Source organism: Arthrobacter sp. AOP36-F1-5, assembly GCF_058137995.1.
The window spans coordinates 1,512,093-1,538,960 of the sequence record NZ_CM176892.1; the positions used below are offsets into that span (position 1 = coordinate 1,512,093).

General features: G+C 63.5%; 27 protein-coding genes. 9 read left to right on the forward strand and 18 right to left on the reverse strand.

Features of this window, described 5'->3' with window-relative positions; translation table 11 throughout:
• Nucleotides 1-226: 226 nt before the first annotated feature.
• The 3 genes from AC3ZI9_RS06965 to AC3ZI9_RS06975 all read right to left on the reverse strand — a co-directional run bounded on the left by AC3ZI9_RS06965 (nt 227) and on the right by AC3ZI9_RS06975 (nt 2,353).
• Nucleotides 227-1,498 (reverse strand): hypothetical protein, encoded by a 1,272-nt coding sequence (locus AC3ZI9_RS06965; protein WP_444555612.1) that lies wholly within the window; start codon nt 1,496-1,498, stop codon nt 227-229.
• Between the two features lie 307 nt (nt 1,499-1,805).
• On the reverse strand, nt 1,806-1,988 hold the full coding sequence (locus AC3ZI9_RS06970; protein ID WP_444555613.1) for a hypothetical protein: 183 nt from the start codon (nt 1,986-1,988) through the stop codon (nt 1,806-1,808).
• A 71-nt stretch (nt 1,989-2,059) separates the two neighbouring features.
• Nucleotides 2,060-2,353 (reverse strand): hypothetical protein, encoded by a 294-nt coding sequence (locus tag AC3ZI9_RS06975; protein ID WP_489923971.1) that lies wholly within the window; start codon nt 2,351-2,353, stop codon nt 2,060-2,062.
• Nucleotides 2,354-2,521: 168 nt separating this feature from the next.
• Between AC3ZI9_RS06975 and AC3ZI9_RS06980 the strand changes: the two genes are divergently transcribed.
• Nucleotides 2,522-2,917 carry a VOC family protein gene (locus AC3ZI9_RS06980; RefSeq protein WP_489923972.1) on the forward strand — a complete coding sequence of 132 codons (396 nt, stop codon included), beginning with the start codon at nt 2,522-2,524 and terminating at the stop codon, nt 2,915-2,917.
• 65 nt (nt 2,918-2,982) lie between these two features.
• Here the strand turns inward: AC3ZI9_RS06980 and AC3ZI9_RS06985 are convergent, their stop codons facing one another.
• The 5 genes from AC3ZI9_RS06985 to AC3ZI9_RS07005 all read right to left on the reverse strand — a co-directional run bounded on the left by AC3ZI9_RS06985 (nt 2,983) and on the right by AC3ZI9_RS07005 (nt 8,100).
• Nucleotides 2,983-4,221, reverse strand: coding sequence for a hypothetical protein (locus tag AC3ZI9_RS06985; RefSeq protein WP_444555616.1), 1,239 nt, complete (start codon nt 4,219-4,221; stop codon nt 2,983-2,985).
• Between the two features lie 85 nt (nt 4,222-4,306).
• Complete coding sequence (locus AC3ZI9_RS06990) at nt 4,307-5,005, reverse strand: HAD family hydrolase (protein ID WP_444555617.1); 699 nt, start codon at nt 5,003-5,005, stop codon at nt 4,307-4,309.
• Nucleotides 5,006-5,314: 309 nt separating this feature from the next.
• Nucleotides 5,315-6,310 carry a COX15/CtaA family protein gene (locus AC3ZI9_RS06995; protein WP_444555618.1) on the reverse strand — a complete coding sequence of 332 codons (996 nt, stop codon included), beginning with the start codon at nt 6,308-6,310 and terminating at the stop codon, nt 5,315-5,317.
• Nucleotides 6,311-6,356: 46 nt separating this feature from the next.
• Nucleotides 6,357-7,154: an ABC transporter permease gene (locus tag AC3ZI9_RS07000; RefSeq protein ID WP_444555619.1), complete on the reverse strand. Its 798-nt coding sequence runs from the start codon at nt 7,152-7,154 to the stop codon at nt 6,357-6,359.
• Complete coding sequence (locus AC3ZI9_RS07005; protein ID WP_444555620.1) at nt 7,147-8,100, reverse strand: ABC transporter ATP-binding protein; 954 nt, start codon at nt 8,098-8,100, stop codon at nt 7,147-7,149. The genes AC3ZI9_RS07000 and AC3ZI9_RS07005 overlap by 8 nt, the downstream gene beginning before the upstream one ends.
• Before the next feature lie 182 nt (nt 8,101-8,282).
• Between AC3ZI9_RS07005 and AC3ZI9_RS07010 the strand changes: the two genes are divergently transcribed.
• From AC3ZI9_RS07010 to AC3ZI9_RS07030, 5 genes are all read left to right on the forward strand, one after another.
• The gene (locus AC3ZI9_RS07010) at nt 8,283-9,017 is read left to right on the forward strand and encodes a helix-turn-helix transcriptional regulator (RefSeq protein ID WP_444555621.1); all 735 of its coding nucleotides are present in this window, start codon (nt 8,283-8,285) and stop codon (nt 9,015-9,017) included.
• The gene (gene sufB, locus AC3ZI9_RS07015) at nt 9,014-10,474 is read left to right on the forward strand and encodes a Fe-S cluster assembly protein SufB (RefSeq protein WP_489923973.1); all 1,461 of its coding nucleotides are present in this window, start codon (nt 9,014-9,016) and stop codon (nt 10,472-10,474) included. The genes AC3ZI9_RS07010 and sufB overlap by 4 nt, the downstream gene beginning before the upstream one ends.
• Before the next feature lie 2 nt (nt 10,475-10,476).
• Nucleotides 10,477-11,754: a Fe-S cluster assembly protein SufD gene (gene sufD, locus AC3ZI9_RS07020; RefSeq protein WP_444555623.1), complete on the forward strand. Its 1,278-nt coding sequence runs from the start codon at nt 10,477-10,479 to the stop codon at nt 11,752-11,754.
• Between the two features lie 69 nt (nt 11,755-11,823).
• Nucleotides 11,824-12,582: a Fe-S cluster assembly ATPase SufC gene (gene sufC / locus AC3ZI9_RS07025; RefSeq protein ID WP_444555624.1), complete on the forward strand. Its 759-nt coding sequence runs from the start codon at nt 11,824-11,826 to the stop codon at nt 12,580-12,582.
• A gap of 2 nt (nt 12,583-12,584) precedes the next feature.
• Nucleotides 12,585-12,926, forward strand: a complete 342-nt coding sequence (locus AC3ZI9_RS07030; protein ID WP_444555625.1) for a metal-sulfur cluster assembly factor — start codon at nt 12,585-12,587, stop codon at nt 12,924-12,926.
• A 152-nt stretch (nt 12,927-13,078) separates the two neighbouring features.
• Here the strand turns inward: AC3ZI9_RS07030 and AC3ZI9_RS07035 are convergent, their stop codons facing one another.
• The 5 genes from AC3ZI9_RS07035 to AC3ZI9_RS07055 form a co-directional block, all read right to left on the reverse strand.
• On the reverse strand, nt 13,079-15,172 hold the full coding sequence (locus tag AC3ZI9_RS07035) for an HNH endonuclease signature motif containing protein (protein ID WP_489923974.1): 2,094 nt from the start codon (nt 15,170-15,172) through the stop codon (nt 13,079-13,081).
• A gap of 176 nt (nt 15,173-15,348) precedes the next feature.
• The gene (locus AC3ZI9_RS07040; protein ID WP_444561445.1) at nt 15,349-16,527 is read right to left on the reverse strand and encodes a MalY/PatB family protein; all 1,179 of its coding nucleotides are present in this window, start codon (nt 16,525-16,527) and stop codon (nt 15,349-15,351) included.
• Nucleotides 16,528-16,657: 130 nt separating this feature from the next.
• A complete protein-coding gene (locus tag AC3ZI9_RS07045) occupies nt 16,658-17,335 on the reverse strand; it encodes a CbiQ family ECF transporter T component (RefSeq protein ID WP_444561444.1) in 678 nt (225 codons plus the stop codon).
• Nucleotides 17,335-18,057 (reverse strand): energy-coupling factor ABC transporter ATP-binding protein, encoded by a 723-nt coding sequence (locus AC3ZI9_RS07050; RefSeq protein WP_444561447.1) that lies wholly within the window; start codon nt 18,055-18,057, stop codon nt 17,335-17,337. The genes AC3ZI9_RS07045 and AC3ZI9_RS07050 overlap by 1 nt, the downstream gene beginning before the upstream one ends.
• 3 nt (nt 18,058-18,060) lie before the next feature.
• Nucleotides 18,061-18,678, reverse strand: coding sequence for a biotin transporter BioY (locus AC3ZI9_RS07055; protein ID WP_444561443.1), 618 nt, complete (start codon nt 18,676-18,678; stop codon nt 18,061-18,063).
• 150 nt (nt 18,679-18,828) lie between these two features.
• Here AC3ZI9_RS07055 and AC3ZI9_RS07060 point away from each other — a divergent pair, with 150 nt between their 5' ends.
• A complete protein-coding gene (locus tag AC3ZI9_RS07060; protein ID WP_444554701.1) occupies nt 18,829-20,430 on the forward strand; it encodes an ABC-F family ATP-binding cassette domain-containing protein in 1,602 nt (533 codons plus the stop codon).
• Between the two features lie 82 nt (nt 20,431-20,512).
• On the opposite strand, the gene AC3ZI9_RS07065 is transcribed toward AC3ZI9_RS07060, so the two are convergent.
• The 3 genes from AC3ZI9_RS07065 to AC3ZI9_RS07075 are packed head-to-tail and all read right to left on the reverse strand — an operon-like array spanning nt 20,513 to nt 22,243.
• Nucleotides 20,513-21,406, reverse strand: a complete 894-nt coding sequence (locus AC3ZI9_RS07065) for an SURF1 family cytochrome oxidase biogenesis protein (RefSeq protein WP_444561442.1) — start codon at nt 21,404-21,406, stop codon at nt 20,513-20,515.
• 4 nt (nt 21,407-21,410) lie between these two features.
• Entirely contained in the window at nt 21,411-21,653 is a 243-nt protein-coding gene (locus AC3ZI9_RS07070) for a hypothetical protein (RefSeq protein ID WP_444554699.1), read from the reverse strand.
• A complete protein-coding gene (locus AC3ZI9_RS07075; RefSeq protein WP_444561441.1) occupies nt 21,650-22,243 on the reverse strand; it encodes a DUF3099 domain-containing protein in 594 nt (197 codons plus the stop codon). The genes AC3ZI9_RS07070 and AC3ZI9_RS07075 overlap by 4 nt, the downstream gene beginning before the upstream one ends.
• A 107-nt stretch (nt 22,244-22,350) precedes the next feature.
• Here AC3ZI9_RS07075 and fabG point away from each other — a divergent pair, with 107 nt between their 5' ends.
• Both fabG and AC3ZI9_RS07085 read left to right on the forward strand, forming a co-directional pair.
• Nucleotides 22,351-23,076: a 3-oxoacyl-ACP reductase FabG gene (fabG, locus tag AC3ZI9_RS07080; RefSeq protein ID WP_444566934.1), complete on the forward strand. Its 726-nt coding sequence runs from the start codon at nt 22,351-22,353 to the stop codon at nt 23,074-23,076.
• Nucleotides 23,077-23,218: 142 nt separating this feature from the next.
• Nucleotides 23,219-23,962: an SDR family oxidoreductase gene (locus AC3ZI9_RS07085; protein ID WP_444554696.1), complete on the forward strand. Its 744-nt coding sequence runs from the start codon at nt 23,219-23,221 to the stop codon at nt 23,960-23,962.
• An 86-nt stretch (nt 23,963-24,048) separates the two neighbouring features.
• Here AC3ZI9_RS07085 and AC3ZI9_RS07090 read toward each other — a convergent pair whose 3' ends face one another.
• Together AC3ZI9_RS07090 and serB are read right to left on the reverse strand one after the other, a co-directional pair.
• Nucleotides 24,049-25,740, reverse strand: coding sequence for a VanW family protein (locus AC3ZI9_RS07090; RefSeq protein WP_489923975.1), 1,692 nt, complete (start codon nt 25,738-25,740; stop codon nt 24,049-24,051).
• A 134-nt stretch (nt 25,741-25,874) separates the two neighbouring features.
• The gene (gene serB / locus AC3ZI9_RS07095; RefSeq protein WP_444554694.1) at nt 25,875-26,822 is read right to left on the reverse strand and encodes a phosphoserine phosphatase SerB; all 948 of its coding nucleotides are present in this window, start codon (nt 26,820-26,822) and stop codon (nt 25,875-25,877) included.
• Nucleotides 26,823-26,868 lie beyond the last annotated feature (46 nt).

Here is a 26,868-nt window from a genome sequence, read left to right on the forward strand (position 1 = left end):
TGACAACGCTAGAGAGCGCTGAGCTTCCTAGCGTATTTCTGGTATCTGACCCTAGCGCCAACCCCTGTACCGATCTTGGGCCGGCGGTCAAGGAATGGAACACTAGTAGCCATACAACACCGTAGCCAAATGCATTCGGTGTGCATTTCCGGTGAGCCCACCAGGAACCCCTCACCGCCCCACGAAAATGCAGCGAAAGCTCCGGATAAGAGGCCAGAAGCTAAACCTAAGTGGCAGCAACTCCGCGACGATACATCTCCACCGTCTCCTTATCGTGATCGTCTATCCCTTCATTTCGTTCGATCGCTGAATACCAGGTGCGAGCCAACTCGAAAACTTCGATGAAGGCGTTAGCCTTTCCAACGGCTTCTTCAGTGCCACTGATAGCGAGTAGTGGCCAAATCCACCCCATGCCTAAATTCGAAATCAGATCATAGGCTACGCCGCCCACCGCATAAGTCTCCAAGAGCTGAAAACCTGTCAGAGAGGTCGTTCCGTCGAATAGTCGGAAGTATTCATTCTCGCCGGGCGCATCGTGCGAAAAAGCCGCGCGCCAGAGCACGGCGTAGGCACTTCTGGGAAGGCTCTGCACAGGGAACGCGCCGTCTGCTGCGAGGGACCTCATCCTATGGAGCAATTCAGCTCGGTACTTCGAGTCATCAACGAGACGCTGCGCCGAATCGTCCGGCCACAGCCGCACAATCTCGTTCCAGGAGTATTCCGCCGTGCGACCCCAACCTCGAACGCGCTCGCCCACATCGCCGTCTACGTTCCCAGCTCGCACTTCTCTGACGAAGTCTGGTCCCGACAGCTCGTCCATCTCAACGAGAAGGCTTACCCAACTCGAGCCGACCTTATCCAAGTTACTTTTATGAAATCGAATAAATTCGTCAAATGAGTACGGTGCCGAAACAGCCTCGTCAGACGCAATACGGCTTGCCGGTAACTCCGTCGGATTAAGTGCTTCACCGGGAGCGCCGACCACTTCCAACAGGTGCGACATTCCAAGGTACATAGTCATCGCCTGATCAACCTGAGCAAAACGGTGGAGGTGGTCCAAGTTAAGCTCCCGACTGTCGAGCGAAATTCCGCGCGAAGCCACATGTTCAGCCTTCTCACCCGTCCTTCGATCTGAGTGGATTATGCCGTTGCGAAAGTTCTTGATGGCGAGATAGTCCTCGAGTATTTCCGTGTCCACTGCTCCGCCGATCCGTCCTTCCAAATACGATCGCAGCGATTCCACCTTCTTTTTGTTATTTTGACCATTGGGTTTGAGATAATCCTTCAGTTTCGAATCGCCCGTGCGCTCATGTTCCTGGTTGATTGCGTTCTCGACATTCCCGACCAACATCACAGCATGCAGGCGAGCGAGGGTGGCATCCAAGATCTTCGGATAGTGATATTCGAGAGGGTGTCGCAGTAGAGATCGGCGAACCGTCTGCAAGAAGATCATGTCGTCGGAGTAGCTGTCAGTGAACTCAGGAATTGTCGCGGTCATACGCCCAGACTCTCAGAAGTTGCCACTCGCGTGGCCATTCCCTGTTGCAGTTGGTCGAGAGATTAGAGCGCAATTGTCCAATCCGCCGAGTTCACGTTCATCTGGTAGATAGCCCGATGATTGGCTGCATTGGGCGGTTTCGTCCGGAGTTTAGAGGAGCAAAACCACAAGCTGTAGGGCGGATAATGGCATTCTATGCAGCCTTCGTTGTGCCGCAGAGTGTCTATTCGGCTGTCAAGCCGCGAATACCGTCCCGTTGAGCCCTCGGCTATTGAGGCGCAGGAGGCGAGGATTCGCAGAGTCGAATTCACTCCTTGTTGTTGCGGCGTTCCTTGGACGCCCGAAGGAAGCGTTCTTGGTAGGCAGAATAGGCATCTGCATGGCGAGCGTGTTCCTCAGGTGTGGTCGAAGGAGGGAGCTCAACCGGGGGCATGTAGCGGTCAATAGCATCGATTTTGAGCGGATACCCGAACTCGTCTTTCATTGCCATTCAACAACGATAGGCCTTATTCAACACGAGAACAGTTGCCTCCCATGGGGTTCCCGCTGAGGGACTCGCTGTCAGCCTTTTCCTCCACGGTTCTTTGCTGGCACGTGATCAGGGAAATCTTCTGCTCCGATACCGCCAGCGCCATAGAAGGCTTCTACGAAAAGGCGAGCTTCCTCGACGAGCTCTTCGGAGGACATTCGCGAAACGTCGTTGGAATCGGTGCCCGTTATGCCGACAGTAAAGCCGTAAGTTCCCTCAGCTGGACCATTCAGCCAAGCAAAGTCATAGCTGAGGCTCCCGCTTGGTTGGTACCTTTCGCTGATGCGGAACAGCTCGTGGTCAATCGCGACTTCAAAGTTGTCCATGTGGCGACTTTAGTCTGATTCCGGAAGGACCATCAGGTCTCGGCTGCCGTCAGTAGGTAGCGTCCGGCGGTGGATCAGCCGAGAGATCCCGGCCGGCCACGCTCGCAAGCTGGCGTCCCGACGAGGGTTCCGCTTGCGGCGTCACTCCACTCGACCTACGGTTATGGAATGCTTGTTGTTGGGTCCATTGTCATTCGTGTGAGCGACCTGCAAGAGCAGATTCAATTTTGGTCTGATGCTCTCAATTACACTGTGCGAGAGCCGATTGATGATGACTTCGCACTGTTATTCCCCACCGATGGAATAGGTCCGAATGTCTCCCTCGACGCGCACCGCTCTGAGCGGATATTGCCACCTCGCATTCATCTGGACTTGTACGCGGAGGACCAGGCGGCCGAAGTTCACCGACTTACTGTTCTCGGTGCCACCAAGGTGGATTGGGGTCGATGCCCCGACGATGCAGATTACGTCATCATGCAAGACCCCGAGGGAAACCGGTTCTGCGTCATTGAGGCGGCCGAGTGGTCGGGCTGGAGAAGTTGGCGGACAACAACCAATAGCTGAGAGCTGCCGGTCACGTCACTCCGGGATGCCCATTTGGGGTTCCCTCTCGCGACTAATTCGCTTCCCTACTCAGCATCCCGCGTCATATGCGCGGCGCCCCACCACATCAGGCGCCACTCGCCGTCTTCATTCGGCGCAGCCGCACGCCCATCGCTCCCCTCACGCACCCACCTCATCTCTGGAGAGCCGGGCGTGCCGTTGACGACGACGTGAAGGCGAACGGTGCAGATCGCGGCGGCGCTGTGCACCAGCGACTTGAGGGAGTAGTCATCCAGCGAGTGCCCTTGATAGTCCAACCGCACGTCTCCAGGGCCGACTGTCTGGCCCAGAGTCGTGATCACCTGGGCCATGTGTCCGTAGTTCTTCCGCTTCCAGGCGTCGAGGTATCTAGTAGACGCCACATAGACCGGGTGAGCGGCGAGTGATGCGTGATCATCTGAGGTCAGGGCAATGGGCACGAACTCCGCCAGTGCAGCTTTCGTCTCGGTGTTGGCAGCAAGTTGAGTTGCGAGGTCTTTCCACGTCGGGTCGGGCGGCTTCGCTGTCTCTTGCTCTTGGGCCTCCAAGGAGCGCGCCCAGTCCGCCACGGCGAAGAGTCGATTCCAGGCTTTGGTCGCGACGACGCTGCTGTTGTAGTTGGTCAGCATCCCGTGCACGATGCCGTTGCGGTACAACTCATAGACTGGCTCGTCGTTGCGTCCCTTGCTGGACTTGGCGAAGGTCGCATGCGCTGCACTGAGTCCCAAGTGGTGGCCCACAACGCTGTCCCAGGCGTCCATCTCCTGCGGCTCGCGGGCATGCAGACCTTTGCGGCAGGCCGGATTGAGGTCGTTCACGAAGCCATCCATGACGCTGAGCAAGACGTGGACTACGGCGTAGTAGCGCTGAGCTTGGTAATCCTCCAGCGCCGACCTCAGCAGATGCATGCGTGCGCGTAAATCAGGGTGCACATTGAGTCGTCGCACCAGATGAGACAGGCGATCCTTGTCCTGGTACCAAGCGATGAAGGCTTGCTCCGCACGCTCCGGATCGTCCTGGTGATTGGCCACAAGGCCGGCCAGGTCATCGACCGGCAGGTCGTCATGGAAGACCCAATGTCGAGGACCGAGGAGTACGTAGAAGGCGTCAACAGTGCTCGTGATGCGGTCCAGTTGGGCTGAGACGTCTGTCAGCAGGTGACGCTGTTCCTTAGAGATGAGGAACTTGAACCGCCGCAGTCCTGCCAGTTGCAACTCCATCTCTTTGAACTTCGGCAAGTCGCGCGCCGACCCATACGCCATGCTGGCCTCCTCTTCCTCGTCCATTCTCGCTGCTGAGGTATCGGCGGGGGCTCTACGTGTCAGGGTGAGTTGAGCCCAGAACGGGATCCCTGACCGGTCACCGTTCCGGTTACGGAGCAGTCGCTTCGATCTTTAGCAACGGGACGAGATCCGTCAGGCTACGCAGAGTCATCGGCTGACCGGCATCCTCCCGGTCAAGGTGTATGGCTTGAAGGCCTGCGGCTCGTGCCCCTTCGATATCCACACGGAAGTTGTCACCGACGTAAAGTACCTGGCTTGGGGAAATCCCCATCTTCTCGCACGGCAAGATGAATGCTGAACTTGTGGGTTTAGCATGGCCCATTTGTTCAGAACTGAAGAATAGATCGAGGAGGGGTTCGATGCCGATCCTTTTGATCTTCTTCGCTTGTTGCTCGTGGTTGCCGTTGGTGATGACGCCGACCGTGGTACCGGAACTTCTTAGCAGCTCCAGGGTCGGCACGGCGTCTGGAAACGCAGTCCATGCTTCCTCATAACTTCGCAGGTAAATGGCGAACACTTCGTCAAGCTCAGTGGCGCCAACCGGACCCGGATGCCCTATCAGGGGAAGGAACTGGCGGAGTCGTTCGCGGCGCTGTGCATGAAAACTGAGCTCACCTGATAGGAAAAGATCGTAGTTGGCCTGTTCAATCTCAAACCACGAATTCGAAAGATCAGGTGTCAGCTCGACGCCAAAACTCCGAACGAATGTATCCAAGCCACCACGTGCTGATGTCAGATGGTCGAACAGAGTGTTGTCCAGATCGAATAGAACGGCTCGAAATTCCATGCACTCAGACTAGCCGTCGTCGCAATTCACTCATCTGTGTTGCCTTCTTTCAACATTCCTAGCCAGCCGTCCCGCAAGCCGTTGCCCAAACAGACACGGAATCGTTGTGCAGAAGACTCCGGGCTTCCTTGTAGTCGTCTTCGAAAAACGACACCGGGGCAATATCCGCACTCTCATGGAGCACCGGGAGGAGCGGCCGGCTGCAAGCCCGGGAACTCGGGGCGTGATCCTGCACCTGACCAGGGCTGGAAACCAGAAGGTCCCGTTGCTTCACCGCGGGAAAGGAGCAGGGCAGTCGGCGGGGCGTTGCTATAGCGGAACGACGCCGGTGGAACGGTCCCATACATTGGTGGCGGCCGCCGTCAGGAATGCGGTGCCTACCATGTGCAGCAGGACGACCGCGATGGGCAGTCCGAGGAAGAACTGGGTGTATCCGATGGCGCCCTGGGCCAGTACGGCAACGACCAGGAAGAGGTAGCCGCGCTTCAGGGCCCGCGCCGCATGGGTGCGGTAGACCAGATACAGGCCCAGCAGGGTTGCGATGACCAGGAGGTACACGGGGACCACATGGATGCGGGTCACGAGGTACAAGTTGAAGCCGTGCCGGGGTGAGGAGGGATCCCCCGCGTGGGGGCCCGAGCCGGTGACCACGGTTCCCAGGATCAGGGCCAGGGCCGAGGTGATGGCGATGGTCCAGCCCAGTGAGCGCATCGTTCCGGTGAGGGGGCCGGGGGCCACCAGTTCTTCACCGCGCGATTCCCTCCCGGTGCGGTTGACCAGCAGTGTTGCCACGGCCACCAAGGCGATCGACGCCAGGAAGTGGAAGCTGACGACCCAGGGGTTCAAATCCGTCAATACGGTGATCCCGCCGATGACGGCTTGGATCGGGATGAAGCACAGCAGGGCGATGGAGAGCCAGAACACGGTGCGGTGGGTGCGTCGTATGCGCCAGATGGAGACGATCATGGCAATCGCCACGGCGGCCAGGACGAACGTCAGCAGTCGGTTGCCGAATTCGATCAACCCATGGATTCCCATTTCGGGGGTCGGGGTCATCGTCCCCGGCATGCAGTTGGGCCACTGCGAACAGCCGAGTCCGGAAGCGGTCAGTCGGACGGCGCCGCCGGAGACGATCAGGATTGATTGGGTGATCAGGGAGGCGATCGCCAACCGGTGGATGCCTCGGCCGATGGATAGCGGGAGATGGTTGTATCCACGGGAGTAGGTGGTCTGAACCGCGCGGGTGCCGCGCCCCAACGCCGGCGGTAGCCGGTCGGTCCAGTGGTTGGCGACGGGGGTTGTCATGTTGTCTTTCTCCATTCGGGACGCGGGGCGACTGGCTGTGCGCGCGTCAATTCCATTTGAACCAGCGGGTGGCGGCGAATCCTGCGGCAATCGTCCAGGCGAGCAGGATCAGGATGGCCCCCATGTTCATGGTCCCACTGATGAGGGTCTCACGCAGTGCATCGCCGAGCGCCGACGAGGGCAACACGGCAACAATGTCGGACAGCATCCCGGGAAGGCGGCTGCCCGGAATGAGGATCCCGCCTCCTGCTGCCAGGAGGATCCACGCCAGGTTCGTGATCGCCAAGGTTGCTTCAGGCCGAACGGTACCGGCAATCAGCAGGCCCAGTGAGGTGAAGGCAGCGGCACCGAGTATCAACAGCAGGACGCCCAGGGGAATGCCTGCCGGTTCCGGGCGCCACCCCAGGAACAGCGCCACCCCACCAATCAGGACGACCTGGACCACCAGTACGGCCAACACGGCCAGGGCCTTGCCGAAGATCAACCCGGCTCGTCCCAAGGGGGTCGTGGCCAGGAAGCGCAGGACACCGTATCTCCGGTCGAACCCGGTGGAGATGCCCTGGCCGGTGAAGGCGGTGGACATGACGCACAACGCCAGCACGCCGGGGGCGGCGGCATCGATGCGGTGTTCGGCAACGCCATCGAGGATGCTGGTGAACGTCAACCCGAACAGTGCCAGCAGGGGCAGGGCGACCGCCAGGACCAGCTGTTCGCCATTGCCGAGCATGGCGCGGGTTTCGTAGCCACCGTGGCGGACGACGCGCGTGGTCAGACTGGCGGCATTGGACCGGCGGGCACCGGTGGTCGGGGCTTCGGGCAGGGGCGAGGGCGTCGGGTCAGCCACGGGTGCCTCCTTGGGCGATATCCAGGAAGACGTCTTCAAGGTTCTTCGGTTCCATGCTGATCGAGGTCGGCAGGACTCCCTGTTCAGACCACCAGGAGGTGATTTCCGTCAACCCGGCGGGGGAGTGGAGCCCCTCGACGCGGTAGCGGCCCGCCGCCTCCTCGATGAGTGATCCGGCGTCGTGTAGCCGGGGGATCGGCAGGCCGGGGTCGGCCGTGAAATGGAGGGTACGGCTCTCCGTCGCCGAAGTGGCCTCGGCTGTCAGATCCGCGACGGTGCCTTGGGCGACGTTGCGGCCGTTGTCGATGATGTAGACGTAGTCGGACAGGCGCTGGGCGTCTTCCATCAGATGCGTCGTCAGGACGATGCACAAGCCCCGTTCGCGCAGCTCTTCGATCAGTTCGAAGACTGTTTGGCGTGATTGCGGGTCCAGGCCTGCACTGGGTTCGTCCATGAACACGACTTCGGGATTTCCGACGAGGGAGGCTGCCAAGGCGACGCGCTGGCGTTGCCCGCCTGAGAGGCGCCGGATGGTGGTGTGCGCGAAGGAGTCGATGCCAAGGCGTTTGGCCAGGGCATCGACGTCGACCGGGCGGTCATACATCCGGGCGACGTGGCGCAGGAGGGTCATGGGCTTGACCGAAGGGGGTAGGCCGCCGTCCTGGAGCATGACGCCCACCCGGGAGCGCAGTGCGCTTCCTCCGGAGGCCGGATCGGTACCCAGCAGGCGGACGGTGCCGCCGTCGGGAAGGAGCAGTCCCTGGGCGCAGGCGAGCGTGGTGGATTTGCCGGCGCCATTGGATCCGAGCAACGTCGTCACCGCGCCACGATGTGCTGTCAGTGAGATACCGTTGAGGACCCGGACCATACGGCCATCGAGTGCGGCAACCGGGCCGAAGTCCTTACGGAGGGACTCGACGACGAGACTGGGTTCTGTAGTTGTCACCCGAGCATTCTACGTTACGTAGAGAAGGGCGCGGGCAGAGGGTCCGGAGCGCCGGTATTTGCGCTCTGCGGGAACTAAGTCACACCTTACTGGCGCACTCGACCGCATTAGGTCATGATTGTGTTGTGTATTCATCTCAGCTGCCCTCTCAGGAAGCGACCGCTACGTCGGCCGCTAACCCGGTGGCGCCCGAACCCGAGGAACGGACTCGCGACCGCGTGTTGCAGGCCGTCCTGCACCAGGGGCCGGTCAGCGCTGCGGAACTCGGGGAAAGCCTCGGCTTCACCCCGGCTGCGGTCCGCCGCCACTTGGATGCCTTGAGTCGTGATGGCTTGGTCGAGGTCAAACTCGTCGCCAACCAGCCGGCCGGGGCAGGGCGTCCCGCCCGACGTTATGTGCTCAGCCGCCATGGCCAGTCGACGCGTGGCAACGACTACCTCGACATCGCGACCTCGGCCTTGACCGATCTGGCCGACGTGGCCGGCGAGGAAGCGGTCACCGCCTTCGCGCAACGCCGCTTCGCGGAAATGGAGCGGCGATACCGTCCCATCGTCGAAGCGGCCGGCGACTCCCTGGAGGACCGGGCCGAAGCGCTTTCCGGGGCACTCAGCGGCGACGGGTTCGTTGCGTCGACGCGCGCCGTGGGATTCAACCAACCGGCGGCGATGCTGCAGAGCATCCAGCTGTGCCAGGGACATTGCCCCATTCAGGATCTGGCCCGGGAGTTCCCGGTGTTCTGTGATGAAGAAACCAAAGTTTTTGCCCGCCTTTTGGGTGTCGACGTCCGCCGACTGTCGACGTTAGCCTCGGGTGGACACGTTTGTACGACCCACATTCCGCTGGGTCGCAACCAGACTCCTCAGCAAGCTGAGAAGAGAACACGAGTCAAACTGACAAAGCAGGAAAGGCCGAGATGACGGATCAGATGGCACAGGAGACCGCCGACCCCGGTGTGCTCTCCGAGATTCTGGAAAAGAATCCGGAGCTCGAGGGGATCGGGAGCTACGAGTATGGCTGGTCGGATAAGAACGACGCCGGCGCAAACGCGCGCCGTGGCCTGAACGAGGAAGTCGTTCGCGACATCTCGCAAAAGAAGAGCGAGCCCGAATGGATGCTGAACATGCGTCTGAAGGGCTTGAAGTACTTCGGTCGCAAGCCGATGCCTACCTGGGGTGCAGACCTCTCGGGCATCGACTTCGATAACATCAAGTACTTCGTGCGCTCCACCGAGAAGCAGGCCACGAGCTGGGAGGACCTCCCGGAAGACATCCGCAACACGTACGACAAGCTCGGCATCCCGGAAGCGGAGAAGAACCGCCTCGTCTCGGGTGTCGCCGCACAGTACGAGTCCGAGGTCGTCTACCACCAGCTCCGTGAGGATCTGGAAAAGCAGGGTGTCATCTTCCTGGACACCGATACGGCGCTGAAGGAACACGAGGATGTCTTCAAGGAGCACTTCGGCTCAGTCATCCCCGTGGGCGACAACAAGTTCGGTTCGCTGAACACCGCGGTCTGGTCGGGCGGTTCCTTCGTGTACGTGCCCAAGGGTGTACACGTTGATATCCCGCTGCAGGCCTACTTCCGCATCAACACGGAAAACATGGGTCAGTTCGAACGCACGCTGATCATTGCGGACGAGGATTCCTACGTCCACTACATCGAAGGCTGCACGGCACCGATCTACGATTCGGATTCGCTGCACTCGGCGGTCGTGGAGATCATCGTGAAGAAGGGCGCCCGCGTCCGTTACACGACGATCCAGAACTGGTCGAACAACGTGTACAACCTGGTCACCAAGCGCGCGATCTGCGAAGAGGGCGCCACCATGGAGTGGATCGATGGCAACATCGGCTCCAAGGTCACCATGAAGTACCCGGCCGTCTACCTGGTCGGCGAGCATGCCAAGGGCGAGACCCTTTCCATCGCCTTCGCCGGCGAAGGACAGCACCAGGACACTGGTTCGAAGATGGTGCACATCGCACCGAACACGTCCTCGACGATCGTGGCGAAGTCGGTGGCGCGCAACGGCGGCCGTTCGGCCTACCGAGGGTTGGTCCAGGTGCGCGAAGGCGCCAAGGGATCGCGTAACTCGGTGGAGTGCGACGCGCTGTTGGTCGACCAGATCTCCCGTTCGGACACGTACCCGTACATTGACGTCCGCGAAGACGACGTCACCATGGGCCACGAGGCAACCGTCTCGCGTGTTTCCGAGGAGCAGCTGTTCTACCTCATGTCCCGCGGCATGGCCGAGGATGAGGCAATGGCGATGATCGTACGCGGTTTCGTCGAGCCGATCTCCCGGGAGCTTCCAATGGAATACGCGCTCGAACTGAACCGCCTCATTGAACTGCAGATGGAAGGAGGCGTCGGTTAATCATGACTGATACCGCAACAGAAACCACTGGCAAGGAATCACGCTACGGCGTGCCCGCCATCGCTGGATTCACCGAAGAGGGCGAGAATCTCTCCCCACTGAATGAGGACAGCTCGCCGCTGGGCGGTGATGCCAGCAAGGCGCACAGCCACGGCGGTGGAGCGGGAGTGCCCGACTCTTCCCGAGCCGGCCGTCTAACCAGCTACAAGCTGGAGGACTTCAAGGCGCTGACGGGTCGCGAGGAAGACTGGCGCTTCACACCGCTCAAGCGCCTGGGTGGACTCCATAAGAAGGCTCCCACCGGTGCCGCTCCGACGCTGGCCACCGAGCTCAGCGATGGCGCGACCTTGGAAACCGTGGGCATGGACGACGCTCGCGTCGGTTCCGCCGGCATTCCCGAGGACCGCGTCTCCGCCAACGGGTGGAACGCAGCCGCAGAGGCCTCCGTGCTGACCATCGGCGCCAACGCCGAGGACGTGAAAGCCACCCTCACCTATACCGGTGCGGGTATGGAAGCGTCGGCCCAGCACCTGGTCGTCGTCGCGGAGCCAAACTCCCGCGGTCTCGTCGTCATCGACCACGTAGGCAGCGCCGTCCTGATTGAGAACATCGAGTTCGATGTCCAAGAAGGCGCAGAGTTGACCGTTGTCAGCGTGCAGGCTTGGGAAGACGATGCCATCCACGCAGGTTCGCAGCAGGCCAAGGTGGGCGAGAATGCGAAGATCAAGCACATCGTTGTCACCTTCGGCGGTGATCTTGTGCGCCTGACGCCGTCGGCGCGATTCGCTGGCACCGGTGCCAAGGTGGAGATGTTTGGACTGTACTTCGCCGATCCGGGCCAGCATCTGGAACACCGTTTGTTCGTCGATCACTCCACGCCCCACTGCACTTCCAACGTCCTCTACAAGGGGGCGCTGCAGGGCAAGGACGCACACACTGTGTGGGTGGGCGACGTGCTCATCCGCGCGGCGGCAGAAGGCACGGACTCCTATGAGGCCAACCGCAACCTGGTCCTCACCGATGGTTCCCGGGCTGATTCGGTCCCGAACCTGGAGATCGAGACCGGCAACATCGCCGGTGCCGGACACGCCAGCACCACCGGTCGTTTCGACGACGAGCACCTGTTCTACCTCCAGTCCCGCGGAATCGACGAAAAGACGGCTCGCCGTCTCGTCGTGCGCGGCTTCCTCAACGAGGTCATTCAGCAGATCGGCGTCGAGGAGTTGCAGGAACGCTTGAACGAAACGGTTGAGGCGGAACTCGCCGCGACCGATAACTAGGCCTTTGGCCTTTTTCCCCCCCCCAGTGAACCTCGCCGGCCAGTCCGGCATGTCAGAGAACGGACACCAATGTCTACCCTGGAAATCAAGGACCTGCACGTATCGATCGATACGGAGCAGGGCAGCAAGGAAATCCTCAAGGGCGTGAGCCTCACCATCAAGACCGGTGAAACGCACGCCATTATGGGCCCGAACGGTTCGGGCAAGTCAACCCTGGCCTCCACGATCGCGGGCCACCCGCGCTACAACGTCACCTCGGGCACCATCACGCTCGACGGCGACGACGTGTTGGCCATGAGCGTCGACAAGCGTGCTCGCGCCGGCCTCTTCCTGGCCATGCAGTACCCGGTCGAGGTACCCGGCGTGAGCATGACGAACTTCCTCCGGACGGCCAAGACCGCCATCGAGGGCGAAGCCCCGAGCCTGCGTCACTGGACCAAGGACGTCAAGGCGGCCATGGCCAACTTGAAGATCGATCCGGAGTTCGCCAGCCGTAACGTCAACGAAGGCTTCTCCGGTGGTGAGAAGAAGCGAGTCGAGATCCTGCAGCTCGAGCTCTTCAAGCCCAAGTTCGCCGTCCTCGACGAGACCGACTCCGGCCTCGACGTCGATGCGCTGAAGGTCGTTGCCGATGGCGTGAACCGCGCCGCGGAGGGCAGCGAGATGGGCACCATGCTCATCACCCACTACACGCGGATCCTGCGCTACATCAAGCCGGACTTCGTCCACGTGTTCGTTGATGGCCGTATCGCCGAACAGGGCGGTCCGGACCTTGCCGACCGTCTCGAGGAAGAGGGCTACGACCGCTTCCTCCCCGTCGGGGCGTAGTCATGAGCACCACCGACGAAGCAAGTGGCTCGACCCACACTCCGCTGGAGGACGTCGAGGAAGCATTGAAGGACGTTATCGACCCTGAACTCGGGGTGAATATCGTTGACTTGGGCTTGCTCTACGGCCTGCAGTATGCCGATGACGGTGCGCTGCTCATTGACATGACGCTGACTTCGGCGGCCTGCCCGCTCACCGACATCATCGAGGAGCAGGTTGGCCAGGCGATGAGCAGTGTCGTTGACGAGCACCGACTGACATGGGTCTGGATGCCACCGTGGGGACCTGAGAAGATCACCGACGATGGACGCGACCAGATGCGTGCGCTCGGCTTCAACATCTAGTTAGAGCACCGGATCCTGTTGATGGCTTCCCAGGAAGCCTTCAACAGAACACCACGATGAGGCTCCCACCGCTTTTAGCGGTGGGAGCCTCATTGTTTAAAGGGATATATTCGCTGACTCCCTGGCAGGCAGCCGTGCTTCCAACGCTCGACTCAGAAGGGTGGTTCTTCCGGGGGCTTTTTTGGTGTTTGGGGTTTGGGGCGTAGCGGGTTGTCCCGGTCATCGGGCCGATGGATCGCCGGTGGCCCGTAAGCACCGGCATTACGCTTCAAACGCCGCTTCCTGGCCGCGTGGGCGTGGGTGGTCATCGCGTAACGGCCCCGTTCGGGACACGGGGAGGAAGGATCCGGCACGTCTTGGACCCGACCCCATAAACAGATCTGCAGGTCCTGATACTTCTCGTACTCGTACTCGATCTTGCTCGACTCGATCGTGAAGGCCTTCGGCGCGATGACCGCTGGCGGTGAGACCGTGGGAATCACCGCTTCAGGATCCGCAGGCGGCGCGACGACCCCACCGGTGGTTCGGGAGCTCTGCCAGGGATCCGCCAAGGCCCAGGGAGCTGCCGGGTAGCCAACCCGCCTGGTTCCGAACAGACTCGTGACCAGGATCGTGCCCCCGGCGCGTTGTTCGACCTCGAGCAACCCCAGCGACTTCAACCGGTGACACCGCTTGCACCCCAAGCGCAGGTTCGCGATATCCGTCCCTCCACCGTGTTGCCACTCCCTCGTGTGGTCGATCTCGCAGGTCCTACCGGGCCCGGTGCATCCCGGGGTGGTGCAGGACCCGTCCCTGAATTGCAGGATCGCCCGCTGGGCCGCGGTAGGCCGATACCTGTTCTGGCCGAACTTCACCACCGCCCCGGTCAAGGGATCGGTGATCACCCGCCACCAGGTCTTCGCCGCGACCATCAACCGGGCCGCTGAGTACTGATCTATCGGGCCCCCACCAAGCATCGTGGGCACCGGGGCCCCGGGCTTGAGCTCGGCCACCGCCAGGGCACCCGGGGCATCCACCCCAGCCGGCCCATCCACCACAGCCGAGCCTTCCGATCCACCCGGGCCAGGACCCGCGCTGGGGGTGGGCTTTGTGTCGGGGTTCGGGGTGGTTCCGTTCATCGGGGTCTGATCGATCCCGGTGGGCCCGCCCTCGGTTCCGGGAAGCATGGTCGCCGGAATCGTCACGAAGACCTGCGCGTCCACCGTCTCCAACCCCTGGCCCCGGGGACCGTTGAGCATCATGTCGGTGAAGACATCGGCCCGCAACTGATCCAAGGTACGAAACTGTCCGGCATCATCACCGGCCCCGGCCCCCGGCGCCGGATCAGCAGCACCCTGGCCAAGTAGCTCCCCAACACGGCCCGGGGCCACTTCCTCAATGTCATGACCGGGGCCGGTGTTCCCGGCGGCGTGGGCTGCTGCCTGGCTGACCGCGGCCGCCGTTTCGGGGTCGGTCTTCAGCAGCCGGGCCATGGCATCGACCTTCGCGAAGATCGCCTGGCAACTAGCCGTGGGTAGATACCCCGAGAACCACGTCATCCCGTCACGGGCCTGTTCCAGCTCGATCCGGCGGTCCCGCAACTCGGTCCGGGAGCGTTTGGTGAAGGAAAACCCGTAATACTTCTCCAGGACCTGCCGGCCCCGGGCCCGCAATTGCGTAGGCGACTTCCCCGCAGCGATGGCCAACATATCGGCCCCGAAGTCCCGCCGATCGGCCCGGGCCCGGGCCGCTGCGGCGGCGACGTCGCGTTCGAACTCCTCCTTGCGGGCCTCGTCCGCATCCCGGGCCGGCAAGGCCGGTGGTTCGGCGGTGATGTGGTGGGTATGTTCCAGGATCCGTTGGACATGGCTGGCCCCGATACGCCCCAACGCCAACGACTCCAGGACTTCGGGGGTATCCATCACCAGGGTCTCGGCCTGATCCAACACCCGATGTCCCTGGCCCGGGGACAACCCGGCGATCAGGGCGATTTCCATCGCGGCACTATCGGTGGCCGCGGAAGACACGATGCGTCCGGTCCGGAGCGAGATCCGCATCCCGGGCCGGTTTTGTAGTGCTTCCAGACGGGGATCTATCGCTTCTTGGGCCTCGTCGTGGAGCATGGCCGCGGCACGGAACTTCTCGGCTTCAGCGAAACGGGCCAATGCTTCCGCGGCCTTGAACCGGGTGGACCCGTCAACGGCCGTGGCGCTCTGACGGGTGAGTTGCCACCCGTTGACCGACACTGCTTCGTTGATCGCGTCCATGACCCCACTGTGCCAGTTGCCACCGACAGGTTGGACGGCAGCCACCGGGGTGTGCAGAACACGACCCGGAAGCGGGCCGGTGAGGGGAAAGAGAGCCGGACAAAGAGCCGAACGGTGTACTCACCTAGTGACTCGGCCAAGGTGTCGATGCCGCTCGGTGGGCACCGCGATCCTCTTTACTTTGCGGCGGTGTTTTTGCGGAATGCCTCGCCCATTTGTCGTACGGCGCGTTTGAGGATGGGCGTCGGCATGGCCAGGTTGAAGCGAAGATAACCCGCACCGTTGTCCCCGAACCCGGCACCGTCTGAACAAGCGACTTCAGCATTTTCGAGAAAGAACTCAGCCGGGTGGTTGCCGAGGTCGAGACTCCGACAGTCGAGCCACGCGAGGTAGGTACCTTCAGGGGCGTGATACCGGACCTCGGGAAGGTGCTCGGCAAGCAGGACAGCCAACTGTTGTCGGTTGTGATCCAGATAAGTGATCACCTCGTCCAGCCAGGGTTTACCCTCGCTGTAGGCGGCAGTCGTCGCCAGGACACCCAGATATCCGACGCCGTGTTCGGCCATGAAGCTCGCCGATGACCAGGTGTGCTGATCAGTACTGTTGCTGAAGATGATCTGTGCGCATTTGAGACCCGACATGTTCCAGGCTTTGGTGGCGGAAGCCACTGTCACCGTGTGTTTGGCGGCTGCTGGTGAGACCGAGGCGTAGGGGACGTGGCGGCTACTCGAGAAGACCAGCGGTGCATGGATTTCATCGGAACAGACTCGTGCACCGTGTTTTTCCACGATCTCGGATAACTCGAGCATCTCGGCCCGTGAGTAGACCTTCCCGATCGGGTTGTGGGGGTTGCAGAAGATCAGGAGGCCCCCGCCCGCGGCGAACGCGGCATCGATTCCCTCCAAGTCGAGCTTCCACTCGTCGGCACCGAAAGTCATGGGGACCTGGATGATGCGGCGATTCAGGCTCGCTGGGATCTTCAGGAACGGCATGTGGGCCGGAGTCGGAAGGACAATCGCCGACCCGGGTGCCGAGTAGTGGGTGATGGCGAGGACGATGCCGGCCAGCACATCCGGGATGGGACGAATATCAGTGGCGGGAACAGTCCAGCCGTAGACGCTCTCGAGCCAGGCCGAGCAGGCACGTGTCATGTCGTCCACGGCGGTCACCGGGGCGTATCCGAGGGCGGCGGATCCCACCGGCTCCTGAAGCGCTGCCTGGACCTCCGGGGCCGTACCGAAATCCATCTCTGCGATGAAGGCGCCGATCGCGTCCGGGTACGTAGTCCACTTCCTGCTTCCAGCGCCTCGTAGTTTGGTCTCCGTCAGACCATCGAAGTAGTCCGCGTGATTCATCTGGGTCCCTCGCTGGTTCGTGGATATCGGCGTAGCTGTGGTTCCCAAGATACACATAAAAGTACGTACATTTAGTGCTGGGAGGACATAGTCAGCACCTTCTTTTTTCGCGCCCTGGTCCGAAAGGGAGCTACAAGCGGTGGTGGACGCCTTTTGTGGGGGTCACGTCGGCAGCTTCGTCGCGGAGGCCTTGTTCAAGGATCCCGCGGGCAGCCAGTGCGTCCCCGGTCTGATGGGCGAAGGCGACGGCCGAAACCACGACCGGGCCCGCCAGCGCAATAGGATTCCGGCCCAGGCCCCGGGCTCGCGCCGCGTCGGACACATCGGCGATGCACCCCAGTACGGCGGGGATGCTGCGCAGCATGAGGCCTACCGCCAGGGCCACCAGCTCCGGGTTGACCCCCACCTTGCGCAGCGGGGAACACGCCCAGGCCATACCATCGATCAGATCGGATTGGTCGGTGGTCAGCAACAGGAGGCGAGCCAGTTGCAGCGCCGCGAACATGCCTCCGACGACCATGAACGCGGTCCACGGGCCGTTCATCCACCATTGGTAGGCCGCGAGCAGGGCGAAGATCCACCACAGCAGCCGCAGTGGGGACGCCCAGGCGGCGAGGACCCGTGCTCCGGCGACCGCATACAGCAGCAGGCCCACCACCAGCAGGGCGGCCGCCGTGGTGGGGGAGCGGAGGAAGACGACGGCGGTTCCTGCCGCGACCAGCACCAGGTACTTCAACCACAGCGGGGCCCGGTGGACCATCGAGGTTCCGGGGATTCGCAGGCCCAGCAAGAGGGCCTGGCCGCGCATCAGGAACCTTCCCTCGACGCGGAAAGCGCCAGCTGTCGGTAGTGCTCGATGGCCTCGCAGGGTGTTCCATCGTGCACGATGTGGCCGCCCTCGACGACCAGGACCCGATCGGCACGGGCGGCGAAGTCCAGGTCATGGGTGGCGTAGATGATCTGCTGATCGAGGGCGAACAGGGTGTCCTGCAGCAGGATGTTGTTGCGTAGATCCAGCAGGGTCGTCGGCTCGTCGGCGACCAGGATGTCCTGTCCCGCAGCCAGCACGCTGGTCAAGGCGACGAGCTGGCGTTCGCCGCCCGAGAGGTCATGGACGCTACGGTCGGCCAGGTGGGCCAGGTCCATGGAATCCAGATGATCCATGGCGACCTGACGACGTCGTACCTTGTTCTTGAGGGTGGGCTTCAGGGACAGTTCCACGTCCTCGCGAACCAGCGGCATGACCAGCTGGGAGAGCGGGTCGCTGAACAGGAAGGCAACGCGTCGGCGCACCGCCGCGACGTCCCGGGCCACATCCTTCCCGTCGACCACGACACGGCCCGTCGACGGGCGGGCCAGCCCGTTGATGAGCCGGAGGAGAGTCGATTTGCCGGATCCGTTGGCGCCGATCACCGCCACTCGGGACTCGCGTAGGTCCAAGCTCACCGGGGCGAGGATGACGGTGTCGTCATCGCTGCCATCGGGGTTCGGGACGCTGAGGCCTGCGGCGTGGAAACTGATCACTTCAATAGCCTAGGCATCGAATTCGCGCCGGGCCATGCGGGGGAACGCCTTGAAGACCATGACGGCCACCAGGGCCGCGATGATGTTCTTGATGATGTCTCCCGGCCAGTACGCCAGGTCGACGACGACTGCCTGCGCCCAGGGGATCTGCCCGTTGATGCTCATTCCGAGGATGCCCAACGGGTGGGTCATCAGGATGGACCCCGCCATCGCGGCGGCGAAGAGCCAGGGCATGCCGGCCGTCCGCTTGCGGCGCAGGATGAACGTGGCCAGGGAGCCGGCCACCAGCGCCGCCAGGGGGAAGGCAAGCAGGTAGCCGGCCGTCGGGCCGGCCAGGACGCCGAGTCCGCCGGTGAATTTCGCGAATACGGGAACACCGGCCAGGCCGACCACCACATAAAGCAGGACACTGACCGAACCGCGGAGGCCGCCGAGGCAGAGGGCCACCAGCGACACCGCCAGGGTCTGCAAGGTGATCGGAACGCCCAAGGGGCCGACCGGGATGGCCGGGACGAGGGTCAGGGCGGCCATCAAGGCGGCGAAGACCGAGATCAAACCCAGGTCACGGGCGCCCCATCTGCTGCGGCGGGCGGACAGCCGAGGGGCGTCGAGATACGAATTCGTCATGCTGCACATAATACTTGATCACTGTTCAAGCCGGTATTTTGGGGTGAGATGGCACTCGTGGGGTGGATCGGCCTTAGGCGGTCATCGCTCGCACGCGTACACTGGAAAGGTTGCGTGACAGCGCATCACATTCCATTTGAGAGGTTCCCATTGATTTCCGTTGCCGACCTTGAGCTCCGTGCCGGCGCTCGACTCCTGATGGAGGGTGTCAACTTCCGCATCGATCAGGGAGACAAGATCGGCTTGGTCGGACGCAACGGCGCCGGCAAGACGACGATGACCCGCGTCCTGGCGGGCGAAGCGGAGCCCACCGGAGGAACGGTGACGCGGAACGGATCCATCGGATACCTTCCGCAGGATCCCCGGACGCCGAACATGGGACAACTGGCCCGCGACCGGATCCTTTCGGCCCGCGGCATGGATGAGATCGTGACCAAGCTGCGCAAGTGCACGGACGAGATGGGCAGCGAGGACGAATCCATCCGCACCAAGGCGATGAACCGGTACGACCGGTTGGACGCAGAGTTCATTTCGCGCGGTGGCTACGCCGCCGAAGCGGAAGCCTCGGCGATCTGCAACAACCTCGCCTTGCCCGAACGGCTCCTCGACCAGACGCTGGACACGCTCTCCGGCGGTCAGCGCCGACGCGTCGAACTGGCACGGATCCTCTACGCCGACGCCCAGACGCTCCTGCTCGACGAACCCACCAACCACCTTGACGCCGACTCGGTGGCCTGGCTGCGCGAGTTCCTGCGCAACCACCAGGGCGGGCTGATGGTCATCTCCCACGACACCGACCTGCTTGAATCGACCGTCAACAAGGTCATCCATCTCGATGCCAACCGCGCGACGATGGACCTCTACAACCTCGGGTGGAAGCGGTACCTCGAGCAGCGGGAAACGGATGAGCGTTCCCGCAAGCGCGAGCGTGCCAGCACCGAGAAGAAGGCCGGCGCCCTGCTGGCCCAGGCCAATAAGATGAAGGCCAGGGCCTCCGGCGCCTCCGCGGCGCAAAGCATGCTCAAGCGCGTGGATCGCCTCATGGGCGGCCTGGAGGAAGCCCGGGCCCAGGAAAAGGTGGCCGCGTTGCGGTTCCCGGAACCGGATCCCTGCGGCAAGACCCCCATGATGGCCAAGAACCTGAGCAAGTCCTACGGCTCCCTGGAGATCTTCATGGACGTGGATCTTGCCATCGACCGCGGCTCCAAGGTGGTCATCCTGGGCTTGAACGGTGCCGGCAAGACGACCCTGCTGCGCATGCTGGCCGGGGTTGCCGAGCCCGATACCGGCGAAGTCATTCCCGGCCACGGACTCAAGGTGGGGTACTACGCCCAGGAGCACGACACCCTCGACGTGGAACGCACGGTGCTGGAAAACATGCGCTCCTCCGCGCCGGATAAGCTCGGCGACGCTGAAGTACGCGGTATCCTCGGCTCCTTCATGTTCAGCGGAGACGACGTCAACAAGCCGGCAGGGGTCCTCTCCGGCGGCGAGAAGACGCGTCTGGCACTGGCCACGATCGTTGCTTCCAGCGCCAACGTGCTGCTCCTCGACGAACCGACCAACAACCTGGACCCGGCCAGCCGCGCCGAGATCCTCAATGCGTTGAGCAACTACAGCGGCGCCGTCGTCATGGTCAGCCACGATGAGGGTGCCGTGGCCGCCCTGAACCCGGAACGGGTGGTCCTCTTGCCCGATGGCGACGAGGACCTGTGGAACGAAGGCTATCTGGACCTGGTCACCCTGGCCTGAGTCACCTTGGCCTCAAGGCCTGCAAGCCCCGCCGGTGAATCCGGCGGGGCTGCTTCCTTTTAAGACCGGCGCGCCCGGCTCACTAGCGTCGGGCCTGGTCCTCGAAGCGGTCGAGGTAGGCGTCCTCGAGCTCTTCGTCGGTGGGCACGTTGCCCTTCCTGCGGGTGGGGCGTTGACGGGGTGCGCGGTAGGCGGAATGGATGACTTCGGTGCCCGCCGCGGCGGCCTCTGCCGCCTCCTGTGCATCCTCGCGATTGAGCCGGGCCTGCTGCCGGGCCGCGTATCCCAAGCCGATGAAGGACAGGACCCCGAAGGCGAACCACTGCAGCGAATAGGACAGGTGGTTGCCCTCATCGATCGAGGGCCGTTCCAAGGCGGTGGGGGTCGTCGCCGGGGCCGGTTGCTCCCGGGCGATCACCCCGTAGGCGCCCGTCGCGATGGGATAGCCCAGATCCTCTTCCAGGGCGGGAAGCTCGACCGAGGCCACCTGCCCTTCGGGGGCCGAGCGGCGGACCGCCGGCTCACCGACCTTCATGCGGGCCGTGATCTGAACCTGGCCCTCCGGCGGGGCAGGGACGCTGTCGGGCCTGCCGGCGGAGTCGTCCCCGATGGGCAGCCAGCCGCGATCGATGACGACCCGGGTTCCTTCATCGGTTTCGAAGGGAACCAGGACCTCATAGCCGGGTTGTCCGTTGGTGGTGCGGTTGCGCACGATGCGCGTATCCCCGGGGAGGTAGCTGCCCTTCATCGTGACCGGGGTCCAGGCCCGGTCCGCCGGAAGCGTGTCGAAGTAGGGGAGCGCCTGCCGGAAATCCAGGGGAGCGGCGTCGTAATTGGCCTTGACCAGGTCGTTGGCGGCCCGGGCTTCATCGAGCCGGTTCATCTGCCATTTGCCCAGCCCCACGCAGGCCGCCGCAAAGACGCAGACCAGCAGCAGCCAGCCAAGCCAGCGGGTGCTGGCCAGGAATCGGTACACGGATTCACCCCTCCTGGGCGTCGGCGGGGAGCGGCTGTGATTCCTTGAAGAGACCGCGTTCCGTGAGGTAGGTGGTCAGCCATCCGCGGTGGTCGTCACAGGCCAACCAGATCTTCCGGCGCTCCGGGGTATGGATCCTGGGGTTGTTCCAGAGCAGTTGCCACTGGGCGGACTGCCGGCATCCCTTGCGCGAGCACTTCGGCACCGCGGGGCCCTCAACGCCTGAGAGTTGGTCGAAAATGCTCATCCGTGCTCCCTTTCGCTTCCTGGCCGGTGGCGGTGGCCGTGATGGTGATGGACCCGTTCTTCCTGCTGTGGTTCCTCCGCCTCGTCGGGGACGTACCAGTGCCCCGAGAGCAGGTCGGGTTCGGCGTCGTCCTGCGGGCTGGTCGAGCCGGAAGCCGGGTCGAAGGGTCCGGTGGTGGTCCCTTCGCTGCCTTCCGTCGGGTCATCAGTGTTCGACTCGTCCTTCGCCGTGGGGTCCTGCGGGGCCTCGTCCTTCGTGCCGTCGGCTGCGGCGCCGGCGAGCATGGCGGGCTCCGTCGGACCGCCGTCGTAGTAGTTGGTCTCCGTACGTTTGGCCAGATCGGCACCGCTGGCGTTGGCCACGACCACCGCGAAGTAGGGCAGGATCACCGCCAGGATGAGCATGACCACCTGGATCCACCCATGGACGAAAAAGGCAGCGATGAAGCAGGCCATGCGCACGGACATCGAAATCGTGTATTTGACGGTGCGCGAATGCATGTCCGCCGAACGTGACTCATCGGCGTCGGTGATCCGCTGCGGGTGGCCGGCGGGGACAGGCTGGTTCAAAGGATACGAATGCTGGCTCATGTCTCTTCCATGGTGTTCCCCTCCATTGTGTCACCGTCGCGACGATCCGCCGAACCCTCCACGGCTAGAATGGTGCGGAACCGTTGACGTACCGACTTGGAGGACCCATGACCGAAACCGCCCAGCCCGCCCCGCGCAGCGTATTGATCACCGGTGGCAACCGGGGTATCGGCCTGGCCATTGCCCGGGCATTCGAAGCGAACGGCGATCAGGTGGCCATCACCTATCGCAGCGGCGTGGTCCCCGAAGGTCTGCTGGGGGTGAAGGCGGATGTGACCGACTATGCGTCCATCGACGCGGCGTTCACCGAGGTCGAACAGGCCCACGGTCCCGTCGAGGTCCTGGTGGCCAACGCCGGGATGACCAAGGACATGCTGTTGTTGCGCATGAACGAGGACGACTTCAGCTCGGTGGTCGACACCAACCTCACCGGCGCCTTCCGGGTCATCAAACGGGCCTCGAAGGGAATGATCAAGCTGCGCAAGGGCCGTGTCGTGCTGATCTCCTCCGTGGTGGGCCTGCTGGGCTCTCCCGGTCAGATCAACTACGCGGCGTCGAAGGCGGGGCTGGTGGGCATGGCCCGGTCGTTGACCCGTGAGCTGGGGTCCCGGGGCATCACCGCCAACGTGGTGGCCCCGGGGTTCGTCAACACCGACATGACCGCCGCACTGCCCGAAGACACGCAGAAGGAGTACCTCTCGGGCATCCCCGCGGGACGGTTCGCCGAGCCCACCGAGGTGGCAGGAGTCGTCCGCTGGCTGGCCAGTGACGAGGCCGCCTACATTTCCGGCGCCGTCATTCCGGTCGACGGCGGTCTGGGCATGGGGCACTAGGCCCACCTGCCGTTCGTCTTTGGAGCATTCCCACAACGGCACGACGCCGGATGGGCTGGCAAGATGGAGGAAAGTGCCCGCGACAGCGGGCTCCCTTGCCGCATCCGCGCCATGGCCGCGTGAACCCCAACTAGGAGAATCCATGTCAGAACTCAACGGAAAAACAGCCATTGTCACCGGGTCCTCCCGGGGCATCGGCGCAGAAGTGGCGAAGAACCTCGCAGCGGGGGGTGCCTCCGTCGTGGTGAACTACCGGCAGAAGGCTCCCCGTGCCCATAAGATCGTCCAGGGCATCACCGATGCCGGGGGCCGGGCCGTGGCCGTCGGTGCGGACCTGACCGCCGAGGGGGGCGCCCAGTCACTGGTGGATGCGGCGCAAGAGAACTTCGGGTCCCTCGATGTGCTGGTGCTCAACGCCTCCGGCGGCATGGAAGCCGATCTCGGCGAGGACTATGCCCTGCGACTGAACCGCGACGCCCAGGTCGACATGCTGCGCACCGCGGCCGCCGTCATGCCCGCCGGTTCGCGTGTGGTGTTCGTCACCAGCCACCAGGCCCACTTCATCGACCAGACGGCGACGCTGGATGCCTACGAGCCCGTGGCCCGTTCCAAGCGCGCCGGGGAGCTGGCCCTGCGTGAGGAGATCCCGGCGCTGGAGGCCAAGGGCATCTCGTTGGTGGTGGTCTCCGGGGACATGATCGAAGGGACCGTCACCGCCACGCTGCTGGACCGGGCCCAGCCAGGGGCCATCGAGGAGCGCCGGCAGGCTGCCGGCAAACTGCTCACCGTCCAGGAGTTCGGGGTCGAGGTCGCCGCGATGGCCACGGCCGACGTCCCCACCGGACATACCGAATACGCTGGGGGAGCAGGACACTTCCTGGACTAGAACACACCGGCAGTACACGGAGCATCAAAGGCGGCGGCTCCACCCTCCCACGGGTGGAGCCGCCGCCTTTGGCGTCGGTGCGGGGGTTAGGGCTTCTTCCCGCAGACGACCTTGTTCCAGGGCTGATACGTCCAGTGCAGGCTGTCCTTGAGCGTCTCCGAGCCCGCCGTCCGGGTGCGGTGCACATCGACCGAGAACCCCTTCTGGCCACCGGACTCCGCGACACACTTCTCGGCGTCGTTGTAGGTGGTCTTGGGGTTGGTCTTGTTGTAGTGCCCCGAGGTCTTGGAGGTGACCTTGTACTTCTTGGTCCCCCAGAGACGGGTCTTCACATGGCTGTCGGTCACCCAGGCCTGGATCATCACGGCGTGGCCGGTGTTGTTCTTCCAGGCCATGTCGATCTGGCCTTCCCACAGGGTGGATTCACGCCCGGCGGGGTAGCGGTCGAACCAGCGGCTATGCGGCCGGTGGGTGACATCGTCCATGCCCCCGAGCCATCCCACGTTGAACAACTGGGTGGAGATCTGCGACAGACCACCGCCGATGGCTTCGGTGGTGAAGCCGTCTTCCACCACGCCGGACTTGAAGTAGCCGTTCGCCTCCGTGATGGGGGCCAGCGCCTTGGTCAGCGAGAAGGTGTCGCCGGGCATGACCAGCATGCCGTTGAGCTTCGAGGCCCCGGCGCGCAGGTTCTTGGTCCGGACCGTGTCAAAGGTGGGGTACGGCGTGGAGAACTCGACGATCACCTCCTTCACACCCAGCTTCTTCGCCTTCGCGGTCGTCAGTTCCGGCTTGGTGACGGCGACGTCGATCTTCGCGGTCCGTGAATCGGTGGTCGCGGCGGTGAGGATCTTCTCGGTGAGGTTCTTCGTCTCGACGCCATGGCCCTTGACCGCGGGGATGATCTTCGGCTTCCCGCCCTTCAGGACGATGCGGGCGTCCTTGGCCGTCGACGCCATCTTGGGATTGGCCTTGAGCAGACGGTCGGCGAGCTGCTGGTTGTCCAACGACATCTTCACCGCGCCGTCAGAGACCTTGAAGGACGCCGCCTGGGCCAGCTCGGCCGGCTTCAAGGTGGCCTTCAGGTCATCGGCGGCCACGGTCACGTTCCCGGCGACCAGGGGCTTGGCCTGCTCATCGCGGACCTTCTCGAACGCCGAGGCGGGGGTCTTGGGCTCCACCGTGGTGGTGGCCACCTCGATGGGTTCGCTCGCGCCGAACCAGGAATTGCCGATGGCGTCGCCGGCCTGGTCCGCGTCGACCTTCTCGCCTTCGGACGGGGCGTCGTACTGGACCTTGGAGTCCTTGAAGGCAATCTTGCCTTCGGTGGCCTTGGTGTCCAGCTTGGGACGCAGATCCTCGATGGCGGCGTCCAAGGCGTCGTCGTCCTGGGTCAGGACCGGCTTGATGGCCGAACCGCCGGTCAGGCGTTGAAAGAGGACCATGGGGTTCAGGGTGTACCCGGTCCGGCCCTGCAGGGTGGCCTCGATGTCCAGGCCCAGGCCGGATTCGTCGGGGGTCAGCGGCGCGGACTGTTCCCCGGCGGCGATCGTGACCGGTTCGGAAGCCAGCGGGTCCAGGTCCCGGTGCAGTCGGGCGGCGGCGTCGGAACTGCTCAGACCGCCGATCTCGACCCCGTGGACCGTGGTCCCGTTGGGGATCTGGTCGCCGAGCAGCGACGCCCCGCCTGCGTAGGCGCCCGCCAACAGGATGATGGCGCCACCGCCGATCAGCCAGCCCTTTTTCTTCTTGCTCGTGTCTCTTTTGTCCCGCATCATTGCCCGCGAATGCTCCATGTTCATCGACGCCGTGCGCCCGTCGGAACGCGCACCACAAAAGATCCTAGCGCCGCGGGCTCGCGCAGATGCGCCGCTGATGTCCGCGGGGCCCGGTAGTTATGCAATCGTCATGATCAAATACCTGCCAGATGACGAATGATGTCCAGCCGTGGCAGATCGATCACCGCGTCGGCGGCGGTACGCAACGCGGGTTTGGCGCAATAAGCGATCCCGAGTCCGGCAGCCCGGACCATCAACAGGTCGTTGGCTCCGTCGCCGGCGGCGATGGTGTGTTCCACGGGGAGGCCCGCCTCGACGGCCCACTGCCGCAGGGACGACTCCTTGGCGGCGGCATCGACGATCTCCCCGTTCACGGTTCCGGTCAGCCGGCCTTCGCTGACGCCCAGATCGTTGGCCCGGGCGAAGTCCAGCCCCAACCCGTCGGCCAGCGGCCGGAGGATCTGGAGGAACCCGCCCGAGACAACGCCCACCAGATGCCCGCCCTCGTGGCAGGCCGCGATCAGTTCCCTGGCCCCGGCCGAGAGAACGACGGCGTCGCACACCCGATCGATGACCCCGGCCTCCAGCCCGGCCAGGGTGGCCACCCGGGCGTGGAGACTTTCGGAGAAGTCCAGTTCGCCGCGCATCGCCGCCTCGGTGACGGCGGCGACTTCGGCCTCACGCCCGGCATGGGCGGCCAGCAACTCGATGACCTCCTGCCGGATCAACGTGGAATCGACGTCCATGACCAGCAGCTTGCGGGGCGCCTCGATCAGGCTGGCCGGGACCAGGGCATGCTGCGCGGAGTCGGCGGCGAGCCGGTCCAGCAAGGCGGCGGAGCGGTCTGCGTCGGGGCCTTCCGGCGTCGTGCGGGTCAACGCCCTGCGTGTTCCGGCGTACCCCAGCCCCGAGAACGCCGTGGAGGAGGCCGTGGAGAACCCGTGGTCCCCCAGGAGCGCCTCGATCCGTGCCGGTTCGAACCGGGTCGCCTCCGGGCCGTCGGCGGCCGTCGGAGTCGCGGCACCGTCGTCGGGGGAGGACGCGGTGCCGTGATGGGAGACGAGGTAACTGCTGATCTTCATGGAACGATTCTCCCGTGCGGTGCCTGCTAGGCGCTACTTCGCGACG

Coding starts and splice junctions, on each gene's coding strand:
- AC3ZI9_RS07090 (WP_489923975.1), bottom strand. CDS start 25,740: ATGATGCGGGACAAAAGAGACACGAGCAAGAAGAAAAAGGGCTGGCTG.
- AC3ZI9_RS07075 (WP_444561441.1), bottom strand. CDS start 22,243: ATGAGCCAGCATTCGTATCCTTTGAACCAGCCTGTCCCCGCCGGCCAC.
- sufD (WP_444555623.1), top strand. CDS start 10,477: ATGACTGATACCGCAACAGAAACCACTGGCAAGGAATCACGCTACGGC.
- AC3ZI9_RS07070 (WP_444554699.1), bottom strand. CDS start 21,653: ATGAGCATTTTCGACCAACTCTCAGGCGTTGAGGGCCCCGCGGTGCCG.
- AC3ZI9_RS06980 (WP_489923972.1), top strand. CDS start 2,522: ATGCTTGTTGTTGGGTCCATTGTCATTCGTGTGAGCGACCTGCAAGAG.
- AC3ZI9_RS06990 (WP_444555617.1), bottom strand. CDS start 5,005: ATGGAATTTCGAGCCGTTCTATTCGATCTGGACAACACTCTGTTCGAC.
- AC3ZI9_RS06965 (WP_444555612.1), bottom strand. CDS start 1,498: ATGACCGCGACAATTCCTGAGTTCACTGACAGCTACTCCGACGACATG.
- AC3ZI9_RS06970 (WP_444555613.1), bottom strand. CDS start 1,988: ATGGCAATGAAAGACGAGTTCGGGTATCCGCTCAAAATCGATGCTATT.
- AC3ZI9_RS06975 (WP_489923971.1), bottom strand. CDS start 2,353: ATGGACAACTTTGAAGTCGCGATTGACCACGAGCTGTTCCGCATCAGC.
- sufB (WP_489923973.1), top strand. CDS start 9,014: ATGACGGATCAGATGGCACAGGAGACCGCCGACCCCGGTGTGCTCTCC.
- AC3ZI9_RS07040 (WP_444561445.1), bottom strand. CDS start 16,527: ATGAATCACGCGGACTACTTCGATGGTCTGACGGAGACCAAACTACGA.
- serB (WP_444554694.1), bottom strand. CDS start 26,822: ATGAAGATCAGCAGTTACCTCGTCTCCCATCACGGCACCGCGTCCTCC.
- sufC (WP_444555624.1), top strand. CDS start 11,824: ATGTCTACCCTGGAAATCAAGGACCTGCACGTATCGATCGATACGGAG.
- AC3ZI9_RS07030 (WP_444555625.1), top strand. CDS start 12,585: ATGAGCACCACCGACGAAGCAAGTGGCTCGACCCACACTCCGCTGGAG.
- AC3ZI9_RS07055 (WP_444561443.1), bottom strand. CDS start 18,678: ATGACGAATTCGTATCTCGACGCCCCTCGGCTGTCCGCCCGCCGCAGC.
- AC3ZI9_RS07045 (WP_444561444.1), bottom strand. CDS start 17,335: ATGCGCGGCCAGGCCCTCTTGCTGGGCCTGCGAATCCCCGGAACCTCG.
- AC3ZI9_RS06995 (WP_444555618.1), bottom strand. CDS start 6,310: ATGACAACCCCCGTCGCCAACCACTGGACCGACCGGCTACCGCCGGCG.
- fabG (WP_444566934.1), top strand. CDS start 22,351: ATGACCGAAACCGCCCAGCCCGCCCCGCGCAGCGTATTGATCACCGGT.
- AC3ZI9_RS06985 (WP_444555616.1), bottom strand. CDS start 4,221: ATGGACGAGGAAGAGGAGGCCAGCATGGCGTATGGGTCGGCGCGCGAC.
- AC3ZI9_RS07035 (WP_489923974.1), bottom strand. CDS start 15,172: ATGGACGCGATCAACGAAGCAGTGTCGGTCAACGGGTGGCAACTCACC.
- AC3ZI9_RS07085 (WP_444554696.1), top strand. CDS start 23,219: ATGTCAGAACTCAACGGAAAAACAGCCATTGTCACCGGGTCCTCCCGG.